The organism is Breoghania sp. JC706 (genome assembly GCF_037026715.1).
In the GTDB taxonomy this organism is placed as follows: Bacteria; Pseudomonadota; Alphaproteobacteria; order Rhizobiales; family Stappiaceae; genus Breoghania.
On sequence record NZ_JBANCG010000004.1, the window covers coordinates 176911 to 195565 of the forward strand.

Sequence of the window (18655 nt, forward strand, 5' to 3'; positions counted from 1 at the left end):
GAGCCCCGGCCTTGTCTCGGCGATCGTCCGGGCATCGGTCAAGGCGCGTGCGGCGTGCGGCGCTGCTTGCCGCTGCCGCCGGCCTCGCCCTGCTTTCGGCCGGCTGCCAGACGAATCCCACAACAGAGACGCTGGCACTGCATGATTACCAGCTGCGTCATCCGATCGTGATCTCCGAGCAGGCGGAAACGTTCGACATTCCGGTGGGTGTGGAAACACGGCGGCTGTCGCGCTCGATGCAGCGCGCCGCATCCGATTTCGCACACGAGGCGCGACGCAACGGTGCCCGTTACGTCGAAATCCTGGTGCCATCCGGTTCCGGCAACGAAGCGGCGGCACATTCGGTCGCCGGCCAGCTGCGCCACGCGCTGGCAAAGTCCGGCATCTCGCCGCAGAACGTTTCCATCCGCGCCTACCCTGTCGACGCTCCAGCGGCGATCGCCCCCATCCGGCTCGCCTATCCAAAGGTCATGGCGGCCGTCCACCCCTGCGGGCGCTGGACGGATTCCCTAACGGCGGAAACCGACAATCGCGACTATGCCGATTTCGGCTGTGCCACCCAGAGCAATCTCGCAGCGATGATCGACGATCCCGTCGATCTGCTCAGGCCGCGCGAGATGGGACCCGCCGACCGGGTCCGCCGCGACACCGTTTCGGGCAAATATCGCGCCGGCACGACGCCGAGCGGCACCTACACCGAGGGTGTGGGCGCGAAGGTCAGCGATGTCGGCAGTTGAGGTTAGTTGAGATGAACGAATTGGCGCATCAGACTTCGGCGCTCGATATTTCTGCCGAAACGCCCAAGGCCGATGCCGGTGGGCACGCACAGGATCGCGGCGAGATCGCGCAGCTGCGCCCGGTGCCGCGCGTCGCCATCCAGGCCTTTTGCGAGACCCCCGGCGTCGCCCAGGCGATCGAGCAGGCCTCGGAAGACCGGCGCATGGCCAAGGCGCACACCAAGGTGCACATGGGCGGCATCGCCGCCGCGGTCGACTTCTACCGCTCCGCACCGACGCCTAACCTGATCGTTCTGGAGATGCGCGGTGCGCTGCGAACGCTTACCGACGCGCTCGACGAACTGGCCGAGGTCTGCGATGCGGGCACGAAGGTGGTGGTCGTCGGCGAGACCAATGACATCGAACTCTACCGCGACCTGATGCGACGCGGGGTCAGCGAATATCTCGTCGCCCCCATCGACCTTTTCGACGTCATCGCAACGGTCAGCGAGATCTTCGGCGACCCGGAAGGCGCACCGCTCGGGCGCACCATCGCCTTCATCGGCGCCAAGGGCGGCTGCGGCGCCTCCACCATCGCGCACAACGTGTCCTGGTCGATCGCCCGCAGCCTGGAAACCGAGGTGGTGCTGGCCGATTTCGACCTGCCTTTCGGCACGGCCGGGCTCGACTTCAACCAGGATCCTCTTCAGGGCATCCTGGAAGCAGTCTCCTCTCCCGACCGGCTCGACGACATGCTGTTCGACCGGCTCCTGTCCAAGTGCAGCGAGCACCTGTCCATTCTCGCGGCGCCGGCGGCGCTGGAGCGCGTCTACGACTTCAGGGAAGACGACTTCTCGCAGTTGGTCGATATCATGCGCCAGGGCGTCCCGACGGTCGTTTGCGACATCCCGCACATGTGGACGAGCTGGGTGCAGCAGATGCTCTCCTCTGCCGACGAAGTGGTGATCGTCGCGGAACCCGATCTCGCCAATCTGCGCAACGGCAAGAACCTTGCCGACAAGCTGCGCCAGCTGCGCCCGAACGACCACACGCCGCATCTGGTGCTGAACCGGGTGGGCGTGCCGAAACGACCGGAAATCAAGCCGGCGGATTTCGCCGAGGCGCTGGAGCTGACCATCGGCGCCGCGATCCCGTTCGATCCGCAACTCTTCGGCACGGCCGCCAACAACGGCCAGATGATCGCGGAGCTGGGTGGCAAGAGCGAGATTTCGGAGACTATCACGACGATCGCGCAGCTCACCACCGGGCGCCGGGAATTGCATCAATCGCGCCGGCGCTCGCCGCTGGCGCCACTACTGCAGAAGTTGCGCGGCCGCGGCTGAGCGGCACGGCGACAGGGAGACGTCTCTAGATGTTCGGCAAACGCGGCAGTTTCGGCACAAAGGACGGCATGGCAGCGGGCCAGGGGACCGCAGCGGCCGTCGCGCCCAAACCCGCCCCGAGGGTGATGGCCGAACCCGAACCGGCCGCACCGCCCCCCGCACCGGAACCGAGCCGCCTCGACGCGGCCTCCCAGCCGCGTCCGCCCGAACCGCTGAAGACCGCGGGCCAGCGGGCGCGCTCGGAAGAATATTACGACACCAAGACCTCGATCTTCTCCGCGCTGATCGACACGATCGACCTGTCGCAGCTCGCCAAGCTCGATCCCGAATCGGCGCGCGAGGAGATACGCGACATCGTCAACGACATCATCGCGCTGAAGAACGTGGTGATGTCGATCGCCGAGCAGGAGGACCTGCTCGACGACATCTGCAACGACGTGCTGGGCTACGGCCCGCTGGAGCCGCTGCTGGCGCGCGACGACATCGCCGACATCATGGTGAACGGCGCGGAGACGGTCTACATCGAAACCGAGGGCAAGGTTCACCAGACGCCCATCCGCTTCCGCGACAACCAGCAGCTGATGAACATCTGCCAGCGGATCGTCTCCCAGGTCGGCCGCCGCGTCGACGAGGCGAGCCCGATCTGCGATGCGCGCCTTCCAGACGGCTCGCGCGTCAACGTCATCGCCCCGCCACTGGCGATCGACGGCCCCGCCCTGACGATCCGCAAGTTCAAGAAGGACAAGCTGACGCTCGATCAGCTTGTCAAGTTCGGCTCGATCACACCGGAGGGTGCGACCGTTCTGCAGGTCATCGGCAAGTCGCGCTGCAACGTGCTGATTTCCGGCGGCACGGGCTCGGGCAAGACGACGCTTTTGAACTGCATGACGAACTACATCGACCGCGACGAGCGCGTCATCACCTGCGAGGACGCGGCGGAGCTGCAGCTGCAACAGCCGCATGTGGTGCGGCTGGAAACGCGGCCGCCGAACCTAGAAGGCGAGGGGCAGGTCACCATGCGCGATCTGGTCAAGAACTGCCTGCGCATGCGACCGGAACGCATCATCGTCGGCGAGGTGCGCGGCCCGGAGGCCTTCGACCTCCTGCAGGCCATGAACACCGGCCACGACGGCTCGATGGGCACGCTTCACGCCAACTCGCCGCGCGAGGCGCTGTCGCGGCTTGAATCGATGATCACCATGGGCGGCTACGCCCTGCCCTCGCGCACCATCCGCGAAATGATCGTCGCCTCCGTCGACGTGATCGTACAGGCCGCGCGCCTTCGCGACGGTTCGCGCCGGATCACCCACGTGACGGAGGTGGTCGGCATGGAAGGCGACGTGATCGTGACGCAGGACGTGTTCGTCTACGAGATCGTCGGCGAGGACGCCAACGGCAAGATCATCGGCCGGCACAAGTCGACCGGCATCGGCCGGCCGAAATTCTGGGAGCAGGCGCGCTATTTCGGCGAGGAGACCCGCCTCGCCGCAGCGCTCGATGCCGCGGAAGTGGCCGACCGCGAGACCGCATAACCCGCCGGGCAGGATCGCGCGGGCAACGAGAGACTTTGCGGCGGTTCGACCTTTGCGGACCGCTTGCCCCATGAACGGCATCGCCGCGAGCGTGCGCAGGATGGCTGCTCCCGCGCCGCTCCGATCCAGGAACAGAGCATGTTTTCGCCGGAAGTCACCCTCATCGCCGTTGTCGGCCTCGTGGTTCTCGCCACGGGCGGAGTGCTCTATGCCCTGCTGCAGCCGGCGCTTTCGGGCGACAACCGCCAGGCGCGGCGAATGGCGCAGGCCGCGACCTCCCGCGTCGCGGTGGTGGCCGATCGCCGGTCTGGTCTCGATGCCGACAAGCGCCGCAAGTCGATCCAGGACTCGCTCAAGGAAATAGAGAACCGCCAGAAACAGAAGGCGAAGAAATCCAACGACCCGGCGCTGATGACGCGCATCCAGCAGGCCGGATTGTCATGGACGCGCCGCCAGTTCGTGATGATTTCCGTCGCCGCGGGCGCGATCCTGTCGCTTCTGGCCCTGCTGCAGGGCATGCCGCTGTTGGTGGTCGGGGGTGCCGCGATCGTCGGCGGGCTCGGCGTGCCGCGCTGGTACGTCAATTTCATGCGCAAGCGGCGGATCAAGGCGTTTCTGGAGGAACTGCCGAACGCCGTCGACGTCATCGTGCGCGGCATCAAGGCAGGTCTTCCCCTCAGCGACTGCCTGAAGGTGATCTCGATGGAGGCACGCGATCCGGTGAAGACCGAGTTTCGCCGTATCATCGAATCTCAGGCCGTGGGCGTTGCGCTGCCCGATGCGGTGGCGCGCCTGCCCGAACGCATGCCGACGCCAGAGGCCAATTTCTTCGCCATCGTCATCGCCATCCAGGCTCAGGCGGGCGGCAATCTCTCCGAAGCGCTCGGCAACCTGTCGAAGGTGCTGCGCGACAGAAAGCGGATGCGCGGCAAGATCCAGGCGGTGTCGATGGAGGCGAAGGCATCGGCGGGCATCATCGGCTCGCTGCCGGTGATCGTCGCGACGCTCATCTACATCACCAGCCCCGGCTATATCGCGATCCTGTTCACGGAGCCGGTCGGAAAGATCATCCTCGGCTGCGCCGGCTTCTGGATGTTCTGCGGCATCATGATCATGCGCAAAATGATCAATTTCGAGATCTGAGCGGAGGGGACCATGGACCAGATCATGAACCTTCTGCTGAACGAGCAGTTTCTGATCGCGGCGCTGACGGCGCTGGCAGTGGCGGCGACGATCATCACCATCGCGCTGCCGGCGTTCGAGGGCGACACGCTCAAGAAGCGCATGAAGACGGTGGCGCTGGAGCGCGACGAAATGCGCGCGCGCGAACGCTCCCGTCTGGCCGCGGCGGAAAAGGCAAAGGTATCCCTGCGCCACGAGCCGAAGCAGAACCTCAGGAATTTTGTCGATCGGCTGAACCTCAAGAATGCGCTGGTCGACGAGAAGACAGTCGCGAAACTGCGGGTCGCGGGCCTGCGCGGACAGCAGGCGCTCTACACCTTCCTGTTCGCCCGCGTCGTCGTGCCGATCATCCTGTTCGTACTCGCACTTCTCTACTTCTTCATCGTGTTCAAGACCCAGCATCCCGCCGGCATCAAGATCTCATTTTCGCTGATGGTTGCGATGCTCGGCTTCTATGCGCCCAACATCTACGTTTCCAACCGCACCAAGAAGCGGCAGCAGTCGATCCGCATGGCCTGGCCGGACGCGCTCGACCTGATGCTGATCTGCGTTGAGGCGGGCATGTCGATCGAGGCGGCGTTCCGCAAGGTGGCGGAGGAGATCGGCAGCCAGTCCGTCGCCCTGGCCGAAGAGCTGGCACTGACGAATGCCGAGCTTTCGTACCTGCAGGAACGGCGCAAGGCGTACGAAAACCTCGCCGCGCGCACGGGACTGGACGGCGTGAAGGCGGTCTGCACCTCGCTCATCCAGGCGGAGCGCTACGGCACGCCGCTCGGCACATCCTTGCGCGTGATGGCGGACGAGAACCGCAACGAGCGCATGCAGCTCGCCGAGAAGAAGGCCGCCGCCCTGCCGCCGCAGCTCACCGTGCCGATGATCGTGTTCTTCCTGCCGGTGCTCTTCGCGGTGATCATGGGGCCTGCGATCATCCAGGCGATGCGGCTTTAGGGGACGAACCCGCGTTTTGCGGCTCGGCGCAAGCATTCAAGAGCATCGTAAATACCTGCGTTTCCCGGACAAATATTTCCAGATCTAATCGTTATGTTATTTTAACCATAAGAATTAATACGAATTTATCCCAAATATCCTAGGCATTTTCCCAAAGGAAGATGGGGACGTTCCGGTGCACCGGCCGTCCCGCGCAATGGGGTACCAAGGGATGAATGCAACCATTCGTGAATTGCTCGCCGAACACGGCGGTCTCCCGGTGGCGGTCGAGACGCTTGCCGACGATGCCGATCTCTATGAAGCGGGATTGACGTCCTTCGCCTCCGTCCAGGTGATGCTGGCGCTCGAAGAGCACTTCGACATCGAGTTCCCCGAAACGATGCTGAACCGCAAGTCGTTCGCCTCCATCGGCTCGATCACGGCCTGCGTCTCAACCCTGTGCGGTGGACAGGAGGCAGCGCAATGAACGTGGTTTCCAGGATCGAGGCGCTCGATCTGATCGAACGCGCCCGCCGCGTCGCCGCGATCGCCGCCGCGCACGCTGACGATGTCGACGTGAAGGCGCGGTTTCCGGGGGAAGCTGTGGAGGCCATGAAGGCGGAGCGGCTGCTCGGCATCCACATCCCCGTGACCTTCGGCGGCGAAGGGGCGACAACGGCGGAGATCGCTGAAGTTTGCTCGATCCTCGGCCAGGCCTGCGCGGCCGCGGCGATGATCTTCTCGATGCACCAGATCAAGGCCTCCTCCATCGTGTCCCACGGCGCGGAGGCGCCCTGGCATCAGGCCTTCATGAAACGGATCGTGGACGAGCAGCTGCTGCTGGGCTCCGCGACGACGGAAGCCGGCATCGGCGGCAACATGCGCAATTCGATCTGCGCAGTCGAGGTCGACGGCGACACCTGCAGGCTGGAGAAGGACGCCACCGTCATCTCCTACGGCGAGGAGGCGGATGCCATTCTCGTCACCTCGCGCAGCCATGCCGAAGCCCCCCCGTCCGATCAGGTGATGACCGTGTTCCTGAAGGGCCAGTACACGCTGGAAAAGACCCACGACTGGGACACGCTCGGCATGCGCGGCACCCGTTCCGACGGGTTCCTTTTCAAGGCCGAGGCTCCCGCCGAGCAGATCCTGCCGAAGCCGTTTGCCGAGATCGCGGCGCAGTCGATGCTGGCCAACGCGCATATCCTTTGGAGCGCGGTCTGGTACGGCATCGCGGCCGATGCGGTTGCCCGCGCGCAGTCGTTCGTGCGCGCCGCTGCGCGCCGCACGCCGGGCGTCACCCCGCCGGGTGCGCTGCATCTGGCCGAGGTCTCCGGCGAGCTTCAACTGGTGAAGTCGAACATCGTTTCCGCGCTGGAGCATTTCGAGGCCGCGCAGGGGGATGAGGAAAAACTGTCGTCGATGGCCTTCGCGGTGGCCATCAACAATGTGAAGATCTCTTCCTCGCAGATGATCCTGACCATCATCAACCGCTGCATGATCATCTGCGGGATCATGGGCTACAAGAACGGCACGCCGTACAGCCTCGGCCGGCACCTGCGCGATGCCCATTCCGCGCAGCTGATGATCTCGAACGACCGCATTCTCGCCAATTCGTCGACGATGCTGCTGGTGCAGCGTCCCGATACCAGCCTGTTGGGGTAAGCCAATGGACATGCAGAACCCTCTCCTCAACCGGCTGTTCGATGCCGGCATCCTGATCGACACCGGCGTCGACGGCCTTTACGGCCGCTCGGGTGCCTTCGAGGACGTCATCGCCCGCTTCGAGGCGCTGATCGACACCTTCGGCGGCGCCGACAACGCGGAACCCATCCGCTTTCCGCCGGGCATGAACCGGGTCCATTTCGAGGGCTCGGGCTACATGAAGAGCTTTCCGCAGCTCGCAGGCACGGTTCACAGCTTCTGCGGCTGCGACAAGGATCACATGAACCTGCTGAAGTGCATGGCCGAGGGCGAGGACTGGACCAAGGGCCAGGAGGCGACCGACATCGTGCTGACGCCGGCGGCCTGCTATCCGCTCTATCCGACCATCGCCAAGCGCGGCCCGCTGCCCGGAGGTGGTGGCCTCTACGACCTGCAGTCCTACTGCTTCCGGCATGAGCCGTCGAAGGATCCCGCACGGATGCAGATGTTCCGCATGCGCGAATACGTGCGCATGGGCACGCCCGCCGAAGTGCGGGATTTCCGCGAGAGCTGGATGGAGCGCGGCCGCAAGCTGATCGAGACCGTGCAACTGCCGGTGGAGATCGACGTCGCCAACGATCCCTTCTTCGGCCGGGCCGGCAAGATGCTGGCGAACAACCAGCGCGATCAGAACCTGAAGTTCGAGCTGCTGATCCCGGTCACCTCGACCGCCAAGCCGACCGCCTGCCTGTCGTTCAACTACCACCAGGACCATTTCGGCTCCACGTGGGGGCTGAAGACGGCCGACGGCCAGGTCGCGCACACGGCCTGCGTCGGCTTCGGACTGGAGCGCATCGCGCTGGCGCTGTTTGCCCATCACGGGCTCGACACGGCCGAGTGGCCTGAGCAGGTGCGCAAGGCGCTTTGGGGGTGATCATGACGGAAGACACCGGAGCGGGAGCGGTGTTTCCCGGGCTTGATCCGGCCGACTACCTGCGCCATCCGCTGCACGCGATGACGCGGGACTGGCCGGAGACCAACTGCTATCTCGACATCTGGATCGAGGTGCTGGCCGCCCTCGGCCTGCCGCCGGAAGCAGCGCTGGGCTTCGCCATCACACAGGATTTCGAGGGCGACCAGTTCACCTTTTTCAAGGTGCCGCTCGAAGATCTGGAAAGCCTCTTCGGCATCAAGGTCACGGAACTCGCGATCTACGACCGGGTGGAACGGCACGTGGCCGAACAGATCCGGCGCGGACGGCTGACGCTTGTCGAGATGGACAGTTTCTACCTGCCCGACACGCAAGGCACCAGCTACCGCAAGGAACACGGCAAGACCACCGTCGCCGTCAACCGGCTCGACGTTCAGAACCGGACGATGGATTATTTCCACAATCTCGGCCTGCACCGGCTGGAGGCTGAGGATTTCGACGGCATCTTCCATATGAATGCAGGCCCCGACGACGCGCCCTTTCTGCCCTATACCGAGTTCGTGAAGCTCCCCGCCGGATATCCCTCGAACGAGCAGATCCTCGCCGGGGCGACGGATCTCCTGCGCCGGCACATGAAACGCCGCCCCGAGGCGAACCCGATCGCCGCTTTCGCTCGGGTGTTTCCCGACCAGGTCGCGGCGGTGGCCGAGCGGCCTTTCGGCTTCTTCCACCTCTACGCCTTCAACACGCTGCGCCAGCTGGGTGCGAATTTCGAGCTTTTCGCCAGCCATCTGGAATGGCTTTCCGGCAACGGGCACGCGGGGCTCGATGCCGCGATCGAGGACGCGCGGGCGATCTCCGCGACCGCCAAGGTCGTCCAGTTCCAGCTCGCACGCGCGGTGATGCGCAAGAAATTCGACAAGCTGGCGCCGGCATTGCAGCCTGCCGTGGAGGCCTGGGACAGGCTCGTCGAACGGCTGGACAAGAGCCTCGCTCAGACGAAATCCCGCGCCGCCTGACGGTTCGAACATGAACGGAAACGCAATGGCGCGGCGGGCATTCGCATCCGCAGACACGGTTTCGCGGCTCGACGCAGGCTGGCGGCTGACGCTGACCGCGCCGGACGCGTTTGTTGATCCGGCGAAACTTGCAGCGATTTCCGACTGGGTGCCGGCCCACGTTCCGGGCACGGTCGCCGGCGCGCTCGCCGCCGCCGGGCGCTATGTCCCCGAAGATCCGACACCGCTGCACGACAAGGACGCTTGGTACATTTGCGAGGTGCGGGCGAACGATCCGGGCCCGCACGCGCTCGTGCTCGACGGGCTCGCGACCGTCGCCGAGGTCTGGTGGAACGGCGAACGGGTTCTTTTGAGCGACTGCATGTTTCTCGCCCGCGAGGTGGCCGTCGAGACGCGGGATGCGAACGTGCTTGCGATCTGCTTTCGCGCACTCGGTCCCCGGCTCGACCAGAAAGGCCCGCGCGCCCGCTGGCGACCGCAGCTCGCTCTCTCGCAAGGGTTGAGACTGATCCGCACGACGCTGCTCGGCCACATGCCGGGCTGGTGCCCGGAAGTCCACGCGGTCGGGCCATGGCGGCCGATATCGCTTGTAGCGCCGGGGCCGCAAATCGTCGTGAAGCGGCTTGCCGCGCGGCTCGATGCGGAGGGGACTGGATACCTGTCGCTCGCCTTCCACATGGACGGCGAGGACGATGCGCCGATGGTCATCTGCGCGGGAGAGAAAGCCGCAGCCACCCGACAGGCTGACGGCGACTGGCTTGCCGAACTGACGCTGCCAGGCATCGAACCATGGTGGCCACACACGCACGGCGCGCCGACGCTGCACGACATTCGCATCGAGGCGGGTGGGCAGGCGTTCGATCTCGGCCGGACTGGCTTTCGCCGGATCGAGGTCGAACGCGGCGACGATGGCAACGGCTTTGGCCTCAGGATAAACGGCGTCGATGTCTTCTGCCGCGGCGCGGTGTGGACGAATGCCGATATCCTCACCCTGCCCTGCGACCGCGACAGCTATCGTCCGCTTCTCGATCTGGCGGTCGAGGCCGGCATGAACATGCTGCGCATCGGCGGCACCATGGCCTACGAGGGGCCGGAATTCTTTGCGCTGTGCGATGAACTCGGGCTGATGGTCTGGCAGGATTTCCAGTTCGCCAACTACGACTATCCCGTTGCCGACGAAGCCTTTTCAGACACGGTGCGGAACGAGGCCCGGCAGGTGCTGGAAGGCACGCAAGGAAACCCGTCACTCGCCGTTTTGTGCGGCGGCAGCGAGATCTACCAGCAGGGCGCCATGCTCGGCCTGCCCGAGGCGCGGTGGAAGGGACCACTCACAGAGACCCTGCTCGCCGCTATTTCCGCCGAACTTCGCCCCGACGTTCCCTACGTGCCGAATTCGCCTTCCGGCGGCGCGCAGCCGTTCTTCGCGAACGAGGGCATCGCACACTATTACGGCGTCGGTGCCTATCTGCGCCCGCTGGAGGATGCGCGGCGCGCCAACGTGCGTTTTGCCGCCGAGTGCCTCGCCTTTTCCAATGTTCCGCAGCAGCAGACGCTCGATGTGCACCTGCCGGTGAAGCCCGGGCACGATCCGCGCTGGAAGGCACGGGTTCCGCGCGACCGCGGCGCGGGCTGGGACTTCGAGGATGTGAGCGATCATTACCTGAAGCTTCTCTACGGCGAGGATCCCGCCGGTCTGCGCTACGCCGATCCGGGCCGCTATCTCGATCTTTCGCGCGCGGTCACGGGCGAGGTGATGGAGGCGACGTTCGGCGAATGGCGCCGCGCGGCCTCTCCGTGTGCCGGGGCGCTGGTGTGGACGTTGCGCGATCTCCTGCCCGGCGCCGGCTGGGGCGTGATCGATGCAACAGGCGAGCCCAAGCCCGCGTGGTACGCGCTGAAGCGCGCCTTCCGGCCCGTGCAGGTGATGCTCACCGACGAGGGTACCAACGGGCTCGCCGTCCATGTGATCAACGAGACCGGGCCAGCGAAGGATATGATCCTCACGCTTGCCTGTCTGCGCGCCGGACGCACGCCTGTCGTTTCGGGCCGGCGGGAGCTATCGCTGAACGCGCGCGCGGCGCTCGAAATTCCCGCGACCGATCTCTTGCCCGCCTTTTTCGACGTCAGCTACGCCTACCGCTTCGGCCCGCCCTCGCACGACGTGACCGTGGCCCGGCTTACCGATCCGGAGACCGGAGGCACCATTGCGGAGGCCTTCCATTTTCCGCTGGGTCGGTCCGGTGTCGCATCGCCGGCAGAAATCGAGGTGGCGCTTGAAGGCAGCGCGGCCGATGGCTGGTGCCTGCGCCTGACCGCCCGCAGCTTCGCGCAGTCGGTCCACATCGCGGATGCCGCATTCCAGCCCGAAGACGACTGGTTTCATCTGGCGCCGGGGGCCGACAGGATCATCGCGCTGAAACCGCGTGCGGGTACGGCGCGTGAGGTCGCGCCGCAGGGAACGGTGACGGCGCTCAACGGCGGCGGACAGCGCACCTATTGAAGCGCGTGAGCGCGGGGACGGTTTGCCGGCGGAGCCTCAGCCGCCGCTCTTCTTCTGCCGCAGCACGATGGCCCATGTCGCGACGATCAGCACGGCCTGCACCAGAAACCGCATCAGCGCCGCCCCGAAAAGCCCGCCCATGGCGGCGCCGAACCAGACGGCGGGGATCAACGCCAGACTGGTGACGATCAAGAGCGCCATGCGGGTGGTCTGGCGGCCGACGGCGCGCAGGATATCCGCCCCCACGCCGGAGAACCCCATCAGCAGCGGATAGAGCGCCAGCGTCTTCACCACCCCGGGCGCTCCGGCGAAATCCTCGCCAAGGATCAGAGGGATGTAATCGGCGGCGACGAACAGGACGAGCGCGACGGGAACCGCCAGTCCGGCGGCAAACGGCAGGATCTTCAGCCCGTAGGCGAGGCTGCTGTCGCGGCCGGCCTCGGCATAGCGGAAATGGCGCGTGTAGGTCGCATAGAGGAACGCCCGCACCGGAGCCGATGCGGCATCGATGATTCGGAAGCCGGCCGCATACTGGCCGCCGGCTTGCGCGCCCAGCGCATGCACGACCACGGGCTTGTCGAGGTCCTTCATGGATCCGATCGACAGGAACTCCAGGCAATAGAGCGCGCTGAGCTTCAGGTCGGCGCGCACCACCGTCAGGACCGGGCGGCCGAGATCGCGCACAACGAAGGTGATCGCGACCAGTGCGGAAAGCGCGCCGGAGGCGAAGAACCACCAGGCCCACCCGCTGACGGTCAGATCCGGCACGACGAGGGCGGCGGCGAACAGGAACAGCAGTTTCGAGGCGGCGGCGAAAACGTTGATGAACAGCTGCCGGTGCGCCTTGTCGAACGCCATGTAGGATTGAGCCGCGAGCACCACGAGGCGGGTGAACAGCAGATCGGACAGGGAGATGACGACGAGCGGCAGCAGGGCGATCGCATCGCCCAGCAGATGGTGCAGGAAAAACAGAGTGGGCAGACCGACGAGCGGAAATGTCAGCGCCATCATGATGAGCGCGTGGCCGAAATAGACCGGGAACGACTTCGGTTCCACGGCCACACGCTGGACGAGCAGGTATTCGCTGCCGAGCCCGATCATCAGAGCGGCGATGATGGACACGCTCGTGATGGAGACGAACACGCCGTAGCCGTGCGCGCCCAGCGTACGCGAGATCAGCATGAAGAAGCCGAGCTGGATCACCAACTGCAGACCGAAATTGATCGTGTAGGAAATCGTGTTCGCGACCAGCGGCGAGCGCGTGAGACGCGCCAACAGGGCGGCAGCTCTGGTTCGCGGGGTCTCCCCGGCGCTGAAGGGATCTGTCGGCATGGTGCGGTCCGATACGGGAATGCGATTTTGGCGCGCGGGCGATCGCGGACAGAATGACACGCCGGCCCTATAGAGCTCGATAGCACGTCGCCCTTCCAACCGGGTTAACACGTAGGCGTCGGGAGGAGCGGGAAAAGGCTTACGGGCTGTTGACCCTTCCGTGTCATTGTCGGCGCGCTGTCCCTATCCCCGCCACAAGAGCGACCGCGAAAGATGCTTGCCCGAACCCTCGTTCTCACCTTCCATGGCCTCGGCGATCCGATCGTGCCGCTCGCCTCCGGCGAGGGGCGCTATTTCGTTGCCGAGCAGACCTACCGGCGCACCATAGAGGCGCTCGACCCCCTGGAGGCCAGGCACGGCATCCGAACCCGGATCACCTTCGATGACGGCAACCTCTCCGACTATGCGACCGGACTGACGGCGCTGGTTGAGGCGGGCCGGACGGCGACCTTCTTCGTTCTCGCCGGCCGCATCGACGCGTCCGGCTATCTGAGCGGCGCACAGCTTCGCGAGATGGCCGGCGCCGGCATGACCATCGGCACGCACGGCTGGGACCATGTCGCGTGGAGCGGGCTGGATGAGGCCGGGCGGACGCGCGAGATGGTGGATGCGCGCAAAAGGATCGAGGACACGGTCGGGGCTCCGGTCAACGAGGCGGCCATTCCGTTCGGCCGTTTCGACAAGACCGTGCTGGCGCAGCTCAAGCGGCTCGGCTATCGCCGCATCCACACCAGCACGGGTGGTCTTTCCTTCGATGATGCGTGGTTCTGTCCGCGCTGGTCGGTCACCGAGACGTTCGAGCCGGCACGCGATCTGGCCCCGCGCGTCTCGGCGGGTCAGATCCTTCGCGGCACGCTCTACGCGCCGTTGCGACGCCTGCGCTACCGGATCTAGTCGGGCTTCCTGTAGAGCTCGGCCAGCGGCAGCCCCAGAACCGAGCGCAACTTGCCGAGGTTGAGGGCGAGCTTCTGGCGCATGCGGAAAGAGAACGCGCGATCGACGGGACGCAGCACCAGGGCCAGAAGCGCGGCCGCGACGACCTTGGCAAGCGCATCCAGCGAAAATGCGAGATCCCGCAAGAGCCCGTCGTGTCCGGCCCGGCGCGCATCGGCGTAGGACTGGCCGGAACGGACCGCGCGGCGAAGCACATAGGAAGGAGCCAGACGTTCGGACGGCACATGTTCGCGGGCGACCGCATCATCCGTTGCGACGATGATTGCGCCGCGAGCGGCGGCGGCTGCAAAAAACGCGGTGTCCTCGCCGCCCGTCACGCCAAGGGCAGGATCGAAGCGCAATCGGAGCCGGGAGGAGAGGTCCGCCTTCATCAAGGTGTTGCCGCCGCGCCCCGTGGAGAGCCGTTTTCCCCTGTGTCCCCACTCGTTGTAGAGCGGATTGGCGCGCACGAACCACTCCGGCGCGTCGGCCGGATAGACCGGACGGACAGGGCCGATCACCACGTCGGCCTGAAATTCCCTTGCCGCTGCGAGCAATCGCGACAGCCAGTCCGGCTCCACCCATTCGTCATCGTCGACGAGCGCGATCCAGTCGCCCGTCGCCGCATCGAGAATGGCGTTGCGCGCCGCCGATATGTTGCCCGCCGCGACGGGAAGGCATTTGACGGACAGATCTTCGAGCGCCAGCCCCTGCACGATGCGGGTGGCGGCGCCATCGCGGGAATCGTCGGCGACGAGAACGGAAACCGAGACGTCCGCCGGCAGCGAAAGTTCTGCGAGCGAGCGCAGGGTATCGGCAAGCGAGGGCCGGCCGATGCTGGCGATGGCGATGGCGATCTGGACGGTGACCATCGGGGGCCGGATCCTTCGCGTTCGGCAAAGCGGAGCTGGGTGAAACACGGGAAACCTTACCCTTGGCATCTTTGACGTACCATTAAAGGAAGACTAGGGATTTTGCCCTCTAGTGGAGTGATGAGCGCCGGGCAGGACCTGAAGGCCCGGCCCGCGTTGCCGTCCCCGCCGTTTTCGGGCCCGGAGCGAAACGATGAATGTTCCCCATATCGAGTTGACGGAACGCGCCGACGGCGTCGCGGGCGTCGCGCCGGCGCAGCCGTTCGTCTTTGACGGGCTTGCCGGTTTCTTCCATGCGGCCGCGGGCGATACCGCGATTCTGCTGCTGAGCCCGTGGGGCTATGAGGAACTCTGTTCGCGCAAGACCTACCGGATGCTGGGCGAGATGCTGGCAGCGCGCGGATATCCGACCCTGCGCTTCGATTACCCGGCGACGGGCAACTCTGCGGGAAAGAGCGCGGAACTTGACAACGAGCGGGCCTGGCGCGATGCGACGCGCCGTGCACTGGAGGAGCTGCGCACGCTGAGCGCCGCAAGCCGCGTAATCGTCATCGGGCAGGGTATCGGCGGTGCGCTGGCCGCCGATCTTGCATCGGAAGCGGAAATGGCCGGGCTTGTTCTGCTCGGTCCCGTATCGCAGGGACGCGGCTACCTGCGCGAGCTTGCCGCCTGGACCGCGATGACCAAGCCGACATTCCTGGTCGATGCCTCCGACGGGCCCGAGGGCGGGCTGATGGCCGGCGGCTTCGTGCTTTCGGCCGCGACCGCAAACGAATTTCGCGCGCTCAACATCCTGAAAGCTCCGGCGCCGCGCGCATCGCAAATCCTGCTGGTGGAGCGCCCCCATCACCCCGGCGATGCCAAACTCGCCGCCAGCCTTGAGGAGCGGGGCGCCTCCATCGACCGCCTGCCCTTCGAGGGTTATGTCGACTATGTCTCCAATCCCACGCTCTCCATCGTGCCGGCCGCAACGCTCGACGGCGTCGCCTCCTGGATCGCGGCGCGGTTTTCCGCGACGGCCGCGACGCCATCCCGAGACATGCCGTCGCTGCCGGCAACATTCACGGGGCCGGATTACGAACAGACACTGGTGCGGTTCGGCCCGGCGGGCATGTTCTTCGGCGCCTTCACGAAAGCACCCGAGCGAGCCCCGACGACGGCTTTCCTTTTCCTCAATTCCGGCTACGACCATTCGATCGGCTGGGGACGCTCCACGGTCGATTTCGCGCGCGCTCTCGCGGCGGCGGGCATCGCATCGCTGCGGATGGATGTGGCGGGGCTGGGCGAAAGCCGGCTCTGGCCGGGACAGGCGCCGCAGGTGCTCTATTCCGACCGGCAGCTGGACGATGTTCGCGCCGCGGTCGACTGGCTGGTCGGCGAGCACGGCGTGGAACGGGTTCTACTGGTCGGGCGATGCAGCGGGGCCTATCTGGCGCTGATCGCCGCGCAAGCGGATCCGCGCATCAAGGGCGCGGTCGCGATCAACACCCGCCGCGTAGTCTGGGATCCGGACGAGGACGTGGAGGAGACCCTGCGCGAACCGATCCAGACGCTGGAGACCTATCGGCGCAAGATGGTCGACCGGCAGATGCTCAAACGCCTCGTGACCGGCGACCTGCCGTTGTCGCGTGTGGTGAGGCGGCTTCACGGCGCCCTGTCGCGGGCTCTCGACAGGAAACTCGCGCCGGTGCTGCGTGGATATTCGCGCCATTTCAGGCTCGGCCGAATCGTCAAGAAACGCTTCGGGACGCTGCGCGATCGCGGCGTGCCCGTGAGCCTGGTGTTCTGTGAAGGCGACCGCGGGCTTGGCGATATCGCGGCCTGGTTCGGCGACGATTTCTCCGGCCTTCGCGCCTATTCCAACGTCACGCTGTCGATGATCGAAGGCGCCGACCACAACCTGACGCCGCCGCCGGCCCGTGCCGAGGTGCTCGATCTGCTGGTCCGGTTCGCTACGTCCGGGACATCTCCCAACCGCGGCTGAAGGATCGGACTTGAGGGCCCGGCGACGTCACGAGCGCGGGTCGGGCTCTGCGTAGTATTCGTCAAGCGCTTCGAGAATGGCGGCTACGGCCTTGCGATCGGCCTCGGGCAGGTGCCTGAGACGCGGGATACTGTTGAGAACAGAGAGCATTTCCGCATTCTCCGGCAAGTCTTCGGCCGGTACCAGATTGGGCGGAAGCCCGTCGCGCGAGGGAGCCGGGGGGAGCCGATGCGCCGGTTCGGACCTGAGACTTGCGGAGACCTGTCGCACCGCTTCACCGCCCACGGCGAGCGCGGTCCCCACAAGCAGGCCGAAGATGCCCGCAAGCGCGACCAGAAGCTTCTTCTTCGGCCAGACTGGGTCTTCAGGCACGCGTGCCGGCGCGATGATGCGGGCGCTGGGGGCCACGACCTGATCCAGTTCGGCGATTTCCTTCACCCGGCCGAGAATGTTCTGATAGAGCGCCCGCGTCGTCTCCGCCTCTGTCTCCAGCTCGCGCAGGCGGATCGATGCCGCGTCGCTGACATTGGACTTTGAAACGGAGGAGCGCAGCGCCCGCTCCAGATTGGCGACCCGCTCGCGCGCCACGCCGTAATCGATGCGCGCGGCATCCGCGATGCGCCTTGTTTCGGCCAGCAGCAGCCCCTCGATGCGCTTGACCTGCGCCTTGGCGCGGATCAGATCGGGATGCGACGGCAGCAGCTCGGCCTCCAGATTGGCCTCCTGACGCACGGCGGCAGTGTATTGATCGCGCAGCCGCGAGACGGCCTGGGAGCTGTCCGGCGATGCGGAAATGCCGTTGATGGCCTCGGGACTGATGCCCTTCTTCACCACGGCAGCGATCTCGTTGTAACGCGCCTCCTTTGACGCAAGCTCCGCGCGCGCGGTGGCCAGCTGCGCGTTGAGATCGCCAAGTTCCTGATTGACCAGAAGCCCCCTGTCGCCAGTGCTCTGGAGGCCGTTCTCCTCCTTGAACCGCTGCACCGCGGTTTCCGCCTTGTGAAGCCGTTCGCGCAGTCCGATCAGACGCTTGTCGATCTGGTCCGTAACCTCGACGGAGGAGGTTTCCTTCTGCCGTTTCTGATCGGCGAGGAAGCTCTCCGCGATGCCCTGTGCCAGTTTCGCGGCCTTTTGCGGATCCTTCGATTCCACCGAAATGCTGATGACGAAGGTCAGCCCCTCGCGTTTCACGATCAGGGCCTTGCCGAGGGCCTTGACTGTCTTGTCCTCCAGCTGCTGCGCGCTCATCGTCGCGTCCGATGGTCGGGCGAACGGGAGCGCGCGGGCAAGCAGAGCCGCGAGCCCCGGTTTGGCGTTTGCACCGAATTCATCGTCATCGACGAGGTTGAAACGGCGCACGACGGGGCGCAGCACGGTATCAGACGAGATCAGGGCGACCTGGCTGTCGATGACACCACTCTCGTTGCCCGAGCGCGAGGCGACGTTCGGGTTTTCGAACGGCTGGCGAACCGAGGGGTCGATCATCACCAGCGTCGTCGCGCGGTAGATCGGCGACACCAGAAGCGTGAAACCGGCCGTCAGTCCCGCGAACACGAACGCCGTCAGCACCACGAGCCAGAGGCGCTGGCGCAGGATCGTCGCGATAGCCCTGATGTCAATCGGCATCGGGCGGGGGGACGTGTCTGGGGAAACTTGCACGGTCGCGAGCCTGGCAACTACGGAACAGTCTTAACCGTTAGTAACGCCGTTTGGTTAGAACTTCGCTAACGTCAACTTGAA

15 protein-coding genes are annotated in these 18655 nt (G+C 65.6%); 12 read left to right on the plus strand and 3 right to left on the minus strand.

Annotated features, from left to right (window positions below; all coding sequences use genetic code 11):
- Positions 1 to 47: 47 nt before the first annotated feature.
- From V2L18_RS09355 to V2L18_RS09400, 10 genes are all read left to right on the plus strand, one after another.
- Complete coding sequence (locus V2L18_RS09355) at positions 48 to 737, plus strand: CpaD family pilus assembly protein (RefSeq protein ID WP_336177965.1); 690 nt, start codon at positions 48 to 50, stop codon at positions 735 to 737.
- Between the two features lie 11 nt (positions 738 to 748).
- The gene (locus V2L18_RS09360; protein ID WP_336177966.1) at positions 749 to 2059 is read left to right on the plus strand and encodes a CtpF protein; all 1311 of its coding nucleotides are present in this window, start codon (positions 749 to 751) and stop codon (positions 2057 to 2059) included.
- Positions 2060 to 2088: 29 nt separating this feature from the next.
- Positions 2089 to 3591 carry a CpaF family protein gene (locus V2L18_RS09365; RefSeq protein ID WP_336177967.1) on the plus strand — a complete coding sequence of 501 codons (1503 nt, stop codon included), beginning with the start codon at positions 2089 to 2091 and terminating at the stop codon, positions 3589 to 3591.
- A gap of 138 nt (positions 3592 to 3729) precedes the next feature.
- Positions 3730 to 4734, plus strand: a complete 1005-nt coding sequence (locus V2L18_RS09370) for a type II secretion system F family protein (RefSeq protein ID WP_336177968.1) — start codon at positions 3730 to 3732, stop codon at positions 4732 to 4734.
- 12 nt (positions 4735 to 4746) lie between these two features.
- Entirely contained in the window at positions 4747 to 5721 is a 975-nt protein-coding gene (locus tag V2L18_RS09375; protein ID WP_336177969.1) for a type II secretion system F family protein, read from the plus strand.
- A gap of 211 nt (positions 5722 to 5932) precedes the next feature.
- Positions 5933 to 6187 carry an acyl carrier protein gene (locus V2L18_RS09380; RefSeq protein ID WP_336177970.1) on the plus strand — a complete coding sequence of 85 codons (255 nt, stop codon included), beginning with the start codon at positions 5933 to 5935 and terminating at the stop codon, positions 6185 to 6187.
- On the plus strand, positions 6184 to 7365 hold the full coding sequence (locus V2L18_RS09385) for an acyl-CoA dehydrogenase family protein (RefSeq protein WP_336177971.1): 1182 nt from the start codon (positions 6184 to 6186) through the stop codon (positions 7363 to 7365). Before V2L18_RS09380 ends, V2L18_RS09385 begins: the two co-directional genes overlap by 4 nt.
- A gap of 4 nt (positions 7366 to 7369) precedes the next feature.
- Positions 7370 to 8278 (plus strand): amino acid--[acyl-carrier-protein] ligase, encoded by a 909-nt coding sequence (locus V2L18_RS09390; protein WP_336177972.1) that lies wholly within the window; start codon positions 7370 to 7372, stop codon positions 8276 to 8278.
- 2 nt (positions 8279 to 8280) lie between these two features.
- Complete coding sequence (locus V2L18_RS09395) at positions 8281 to 9294, plus strand: DUF1839 family protein (protein ID WP_336177973.1); 1014 nt, start codon at positions 8281 to 8283, stop codon at positions 9292 to 9294.
- Between the two features lie 25 nt (positions 9295 to 9319).
- A complete protein-coding gene (locus V2L18_RS09400) occupies positions 9320 to 11794 on the plus strand; it encodes a glycoside hydrolase family 2 protein (RefSeq protein ID WP_336177974.1) in 2475 nt (824 codons plus the stop codon).
- A gap of 36 nt (positions 11795 to 11830) precedes the next feature.
- Here the strand turns inward: V2L18_RS09400 and V2L18_RS09405 are convergent, their stop codons facing one another.
- A complete protein-coding gene (locus V2L18_RS09405) occupies positions 11831 to 13126 on the minus strand; it encodes a hypothetical protein (protein ID WP_336177975.1) in 1296 nt (431 codons plus the stop codon).
- A 213-nt stretch (positions 13127 to 13339) separates the two neighbouring features.
- Here V2L18_RS09405 and V2L18_RS09410 point away from each other — a divergent pair, with 213 nt between their 5' ends.
- A complete protein-coding gene (locus V2L18_RS09410; RefSeq protein ID WP_336177976.1) occupies positions 13340 to 14020 on the plus strand; it encodes a polysaccharide deacetylase family protein in 681 nt (226 codons plus the stop codon).
- Here the strand turns inward: V2L18_RS09410 and V2L18_RS09415 are convergent.
- Complete coding sequence (locus V2L18_RS09415) at positions 14017 to 14931, minus strand: glycosyltransferase family 2 protein (protein WP_336177977.1); 915 nt, start codon at positions 14929 to 14931, stop codon at positions 14017 to 14019. The genes V2L18_RS09410 and V2L18_RS09415 overlap by 4 nt on opposite strands.
- Before the next feature lie 193 nt (positions 14932 to 15124).
- Between V2L18_RS09415 and V2L18_RS09420 the strand changes: the two genes are divergently transcribed.
- On the plus strand, positions 15125 to 16915 hold the full coding sequence (locus V2L18_RS09420; protein WP_336177978.1) for an alpha/beta fold hydrolase: 1791 nt from the start codon (positions 15125 to 15127) through the stop codon (positions 16913 to 16915).
- Positions 16916 to 16942: 27 nt separating this feature from the next.
- Here V2L18_RS09420 and V2L18_RS09425 read toward each other — a convergent pair whose 3' ends face one another.
- Positions 16943 to 18541 (minus strand): GumC family protein, encoded by a 1599-nt coding sequence (locus V2L18_RS09425; RefSeq protein ID WP_336177979.1) that lies wholly within the window; start codon positions 18539 to 18541, stop codon positions 16943 to 16945.
- Positions 18542 to 18655 lie beyond the last annotated feature (114 nt).

Bases quoted from the DNA above. Each gene is read 5' to 3' on its own strand.
- V2L18_RS09405 (WP_336177975.1), bottom strand. From the start codon at position 13,126: ATGCCGACAGATCCCTTCAGCGCCGGGGAGACCCCGCGAACCAGAGCT.
- V2L18_RS09425 (WP_336177979.1), bottom strand. From the start codon at position 18,541: ATGCCGATTGACATCAGGGCTATCGCGACGATCCTGCGCCAGCGCCTC.
- V2L18_RS09415 (WP_336177977.1), bottom strand. From the start codon at position 14,931: ATGGTCACCGTCCAGATCGCCATCGCCATCGCCAGCATCGGCCGGCCC.
- V2L18_RS09420 (WP_336177978.1), top strand. From the start codon at position 15,125: ATGAATGTTCCCCATATCGAGTTGACGGAACGCGCCGACGGCGTCGCG.
- V2L18_RS09390 (WP_336177972.1), top strand. From the start codon at position 7,370: ATGGACATGCAGAACCCTCTCCTCAACCGGCTGTTCGATGCCGGCATC.
- V2L18_RS09370 (WP_336177968.1), top strand. From the start codon at position 3,730: ATGTTTTCGCCGGAAGTCACCCTCATCGCCGTTGTCGGCCTCGTGGTT.
- V2L18_RS09365 (WP_336177967.1), top strand. From the start codon at position 2,089: ATGTTCGGCAAACGCGGCAGTTTCGGCACAAAGGACGGCATGGCAGCG.
- V2L18_RS09375 (WP_336177969.1), top strand. From the start codon at position 4,747: ATGGACCAGATCATGAACCTTCTGCTGAACGAGCAGTTTCTGATCGCG.
- V2L18_RS09400 (WP_336177974.1), top strand. From the start codon at position 9,320: ATGGCGCGGCGGGCATTCGCATCCGCAGACACGGTTTCGCGGCTCGAC.
- V2L18_RS09385 (WP_336177971.1), top strand. From the start codon at position 6,184: ATGAACGTGGTTTCCAGGATCGAGGCGCTCGATCTGATCGAACGCGCC.
- V2L18_RS09380 (WP_336177970.1), top strand. From the start codon at position 5,933: ATGAATGCAACCATTCGTGAATTGCTCGCCGAACACGGCGGTCTCCCG.
- V2L18_RS09395 (WP_336177973.1), top strand. From the start codon at position 8,281: ATGACGGAAGACACCGGAGCGGGAGCGGTGTTTCCCGGGCTTGATCCG.
- V2L18_RS09360 (WP_336177966.1), top strand. From the start codon at position 749: ATGAACGAATTGGCGCATCAGACTTCGGCGCTCGATATTTCTGCCGAA.
- V2L18_RS09410 (WP_336177976.1), top strand. From the start codon at position 13,340: ATGCTTGCCCGAACCCTCGTTCTCACCTTCCATGGCCTCGGCGATCCG.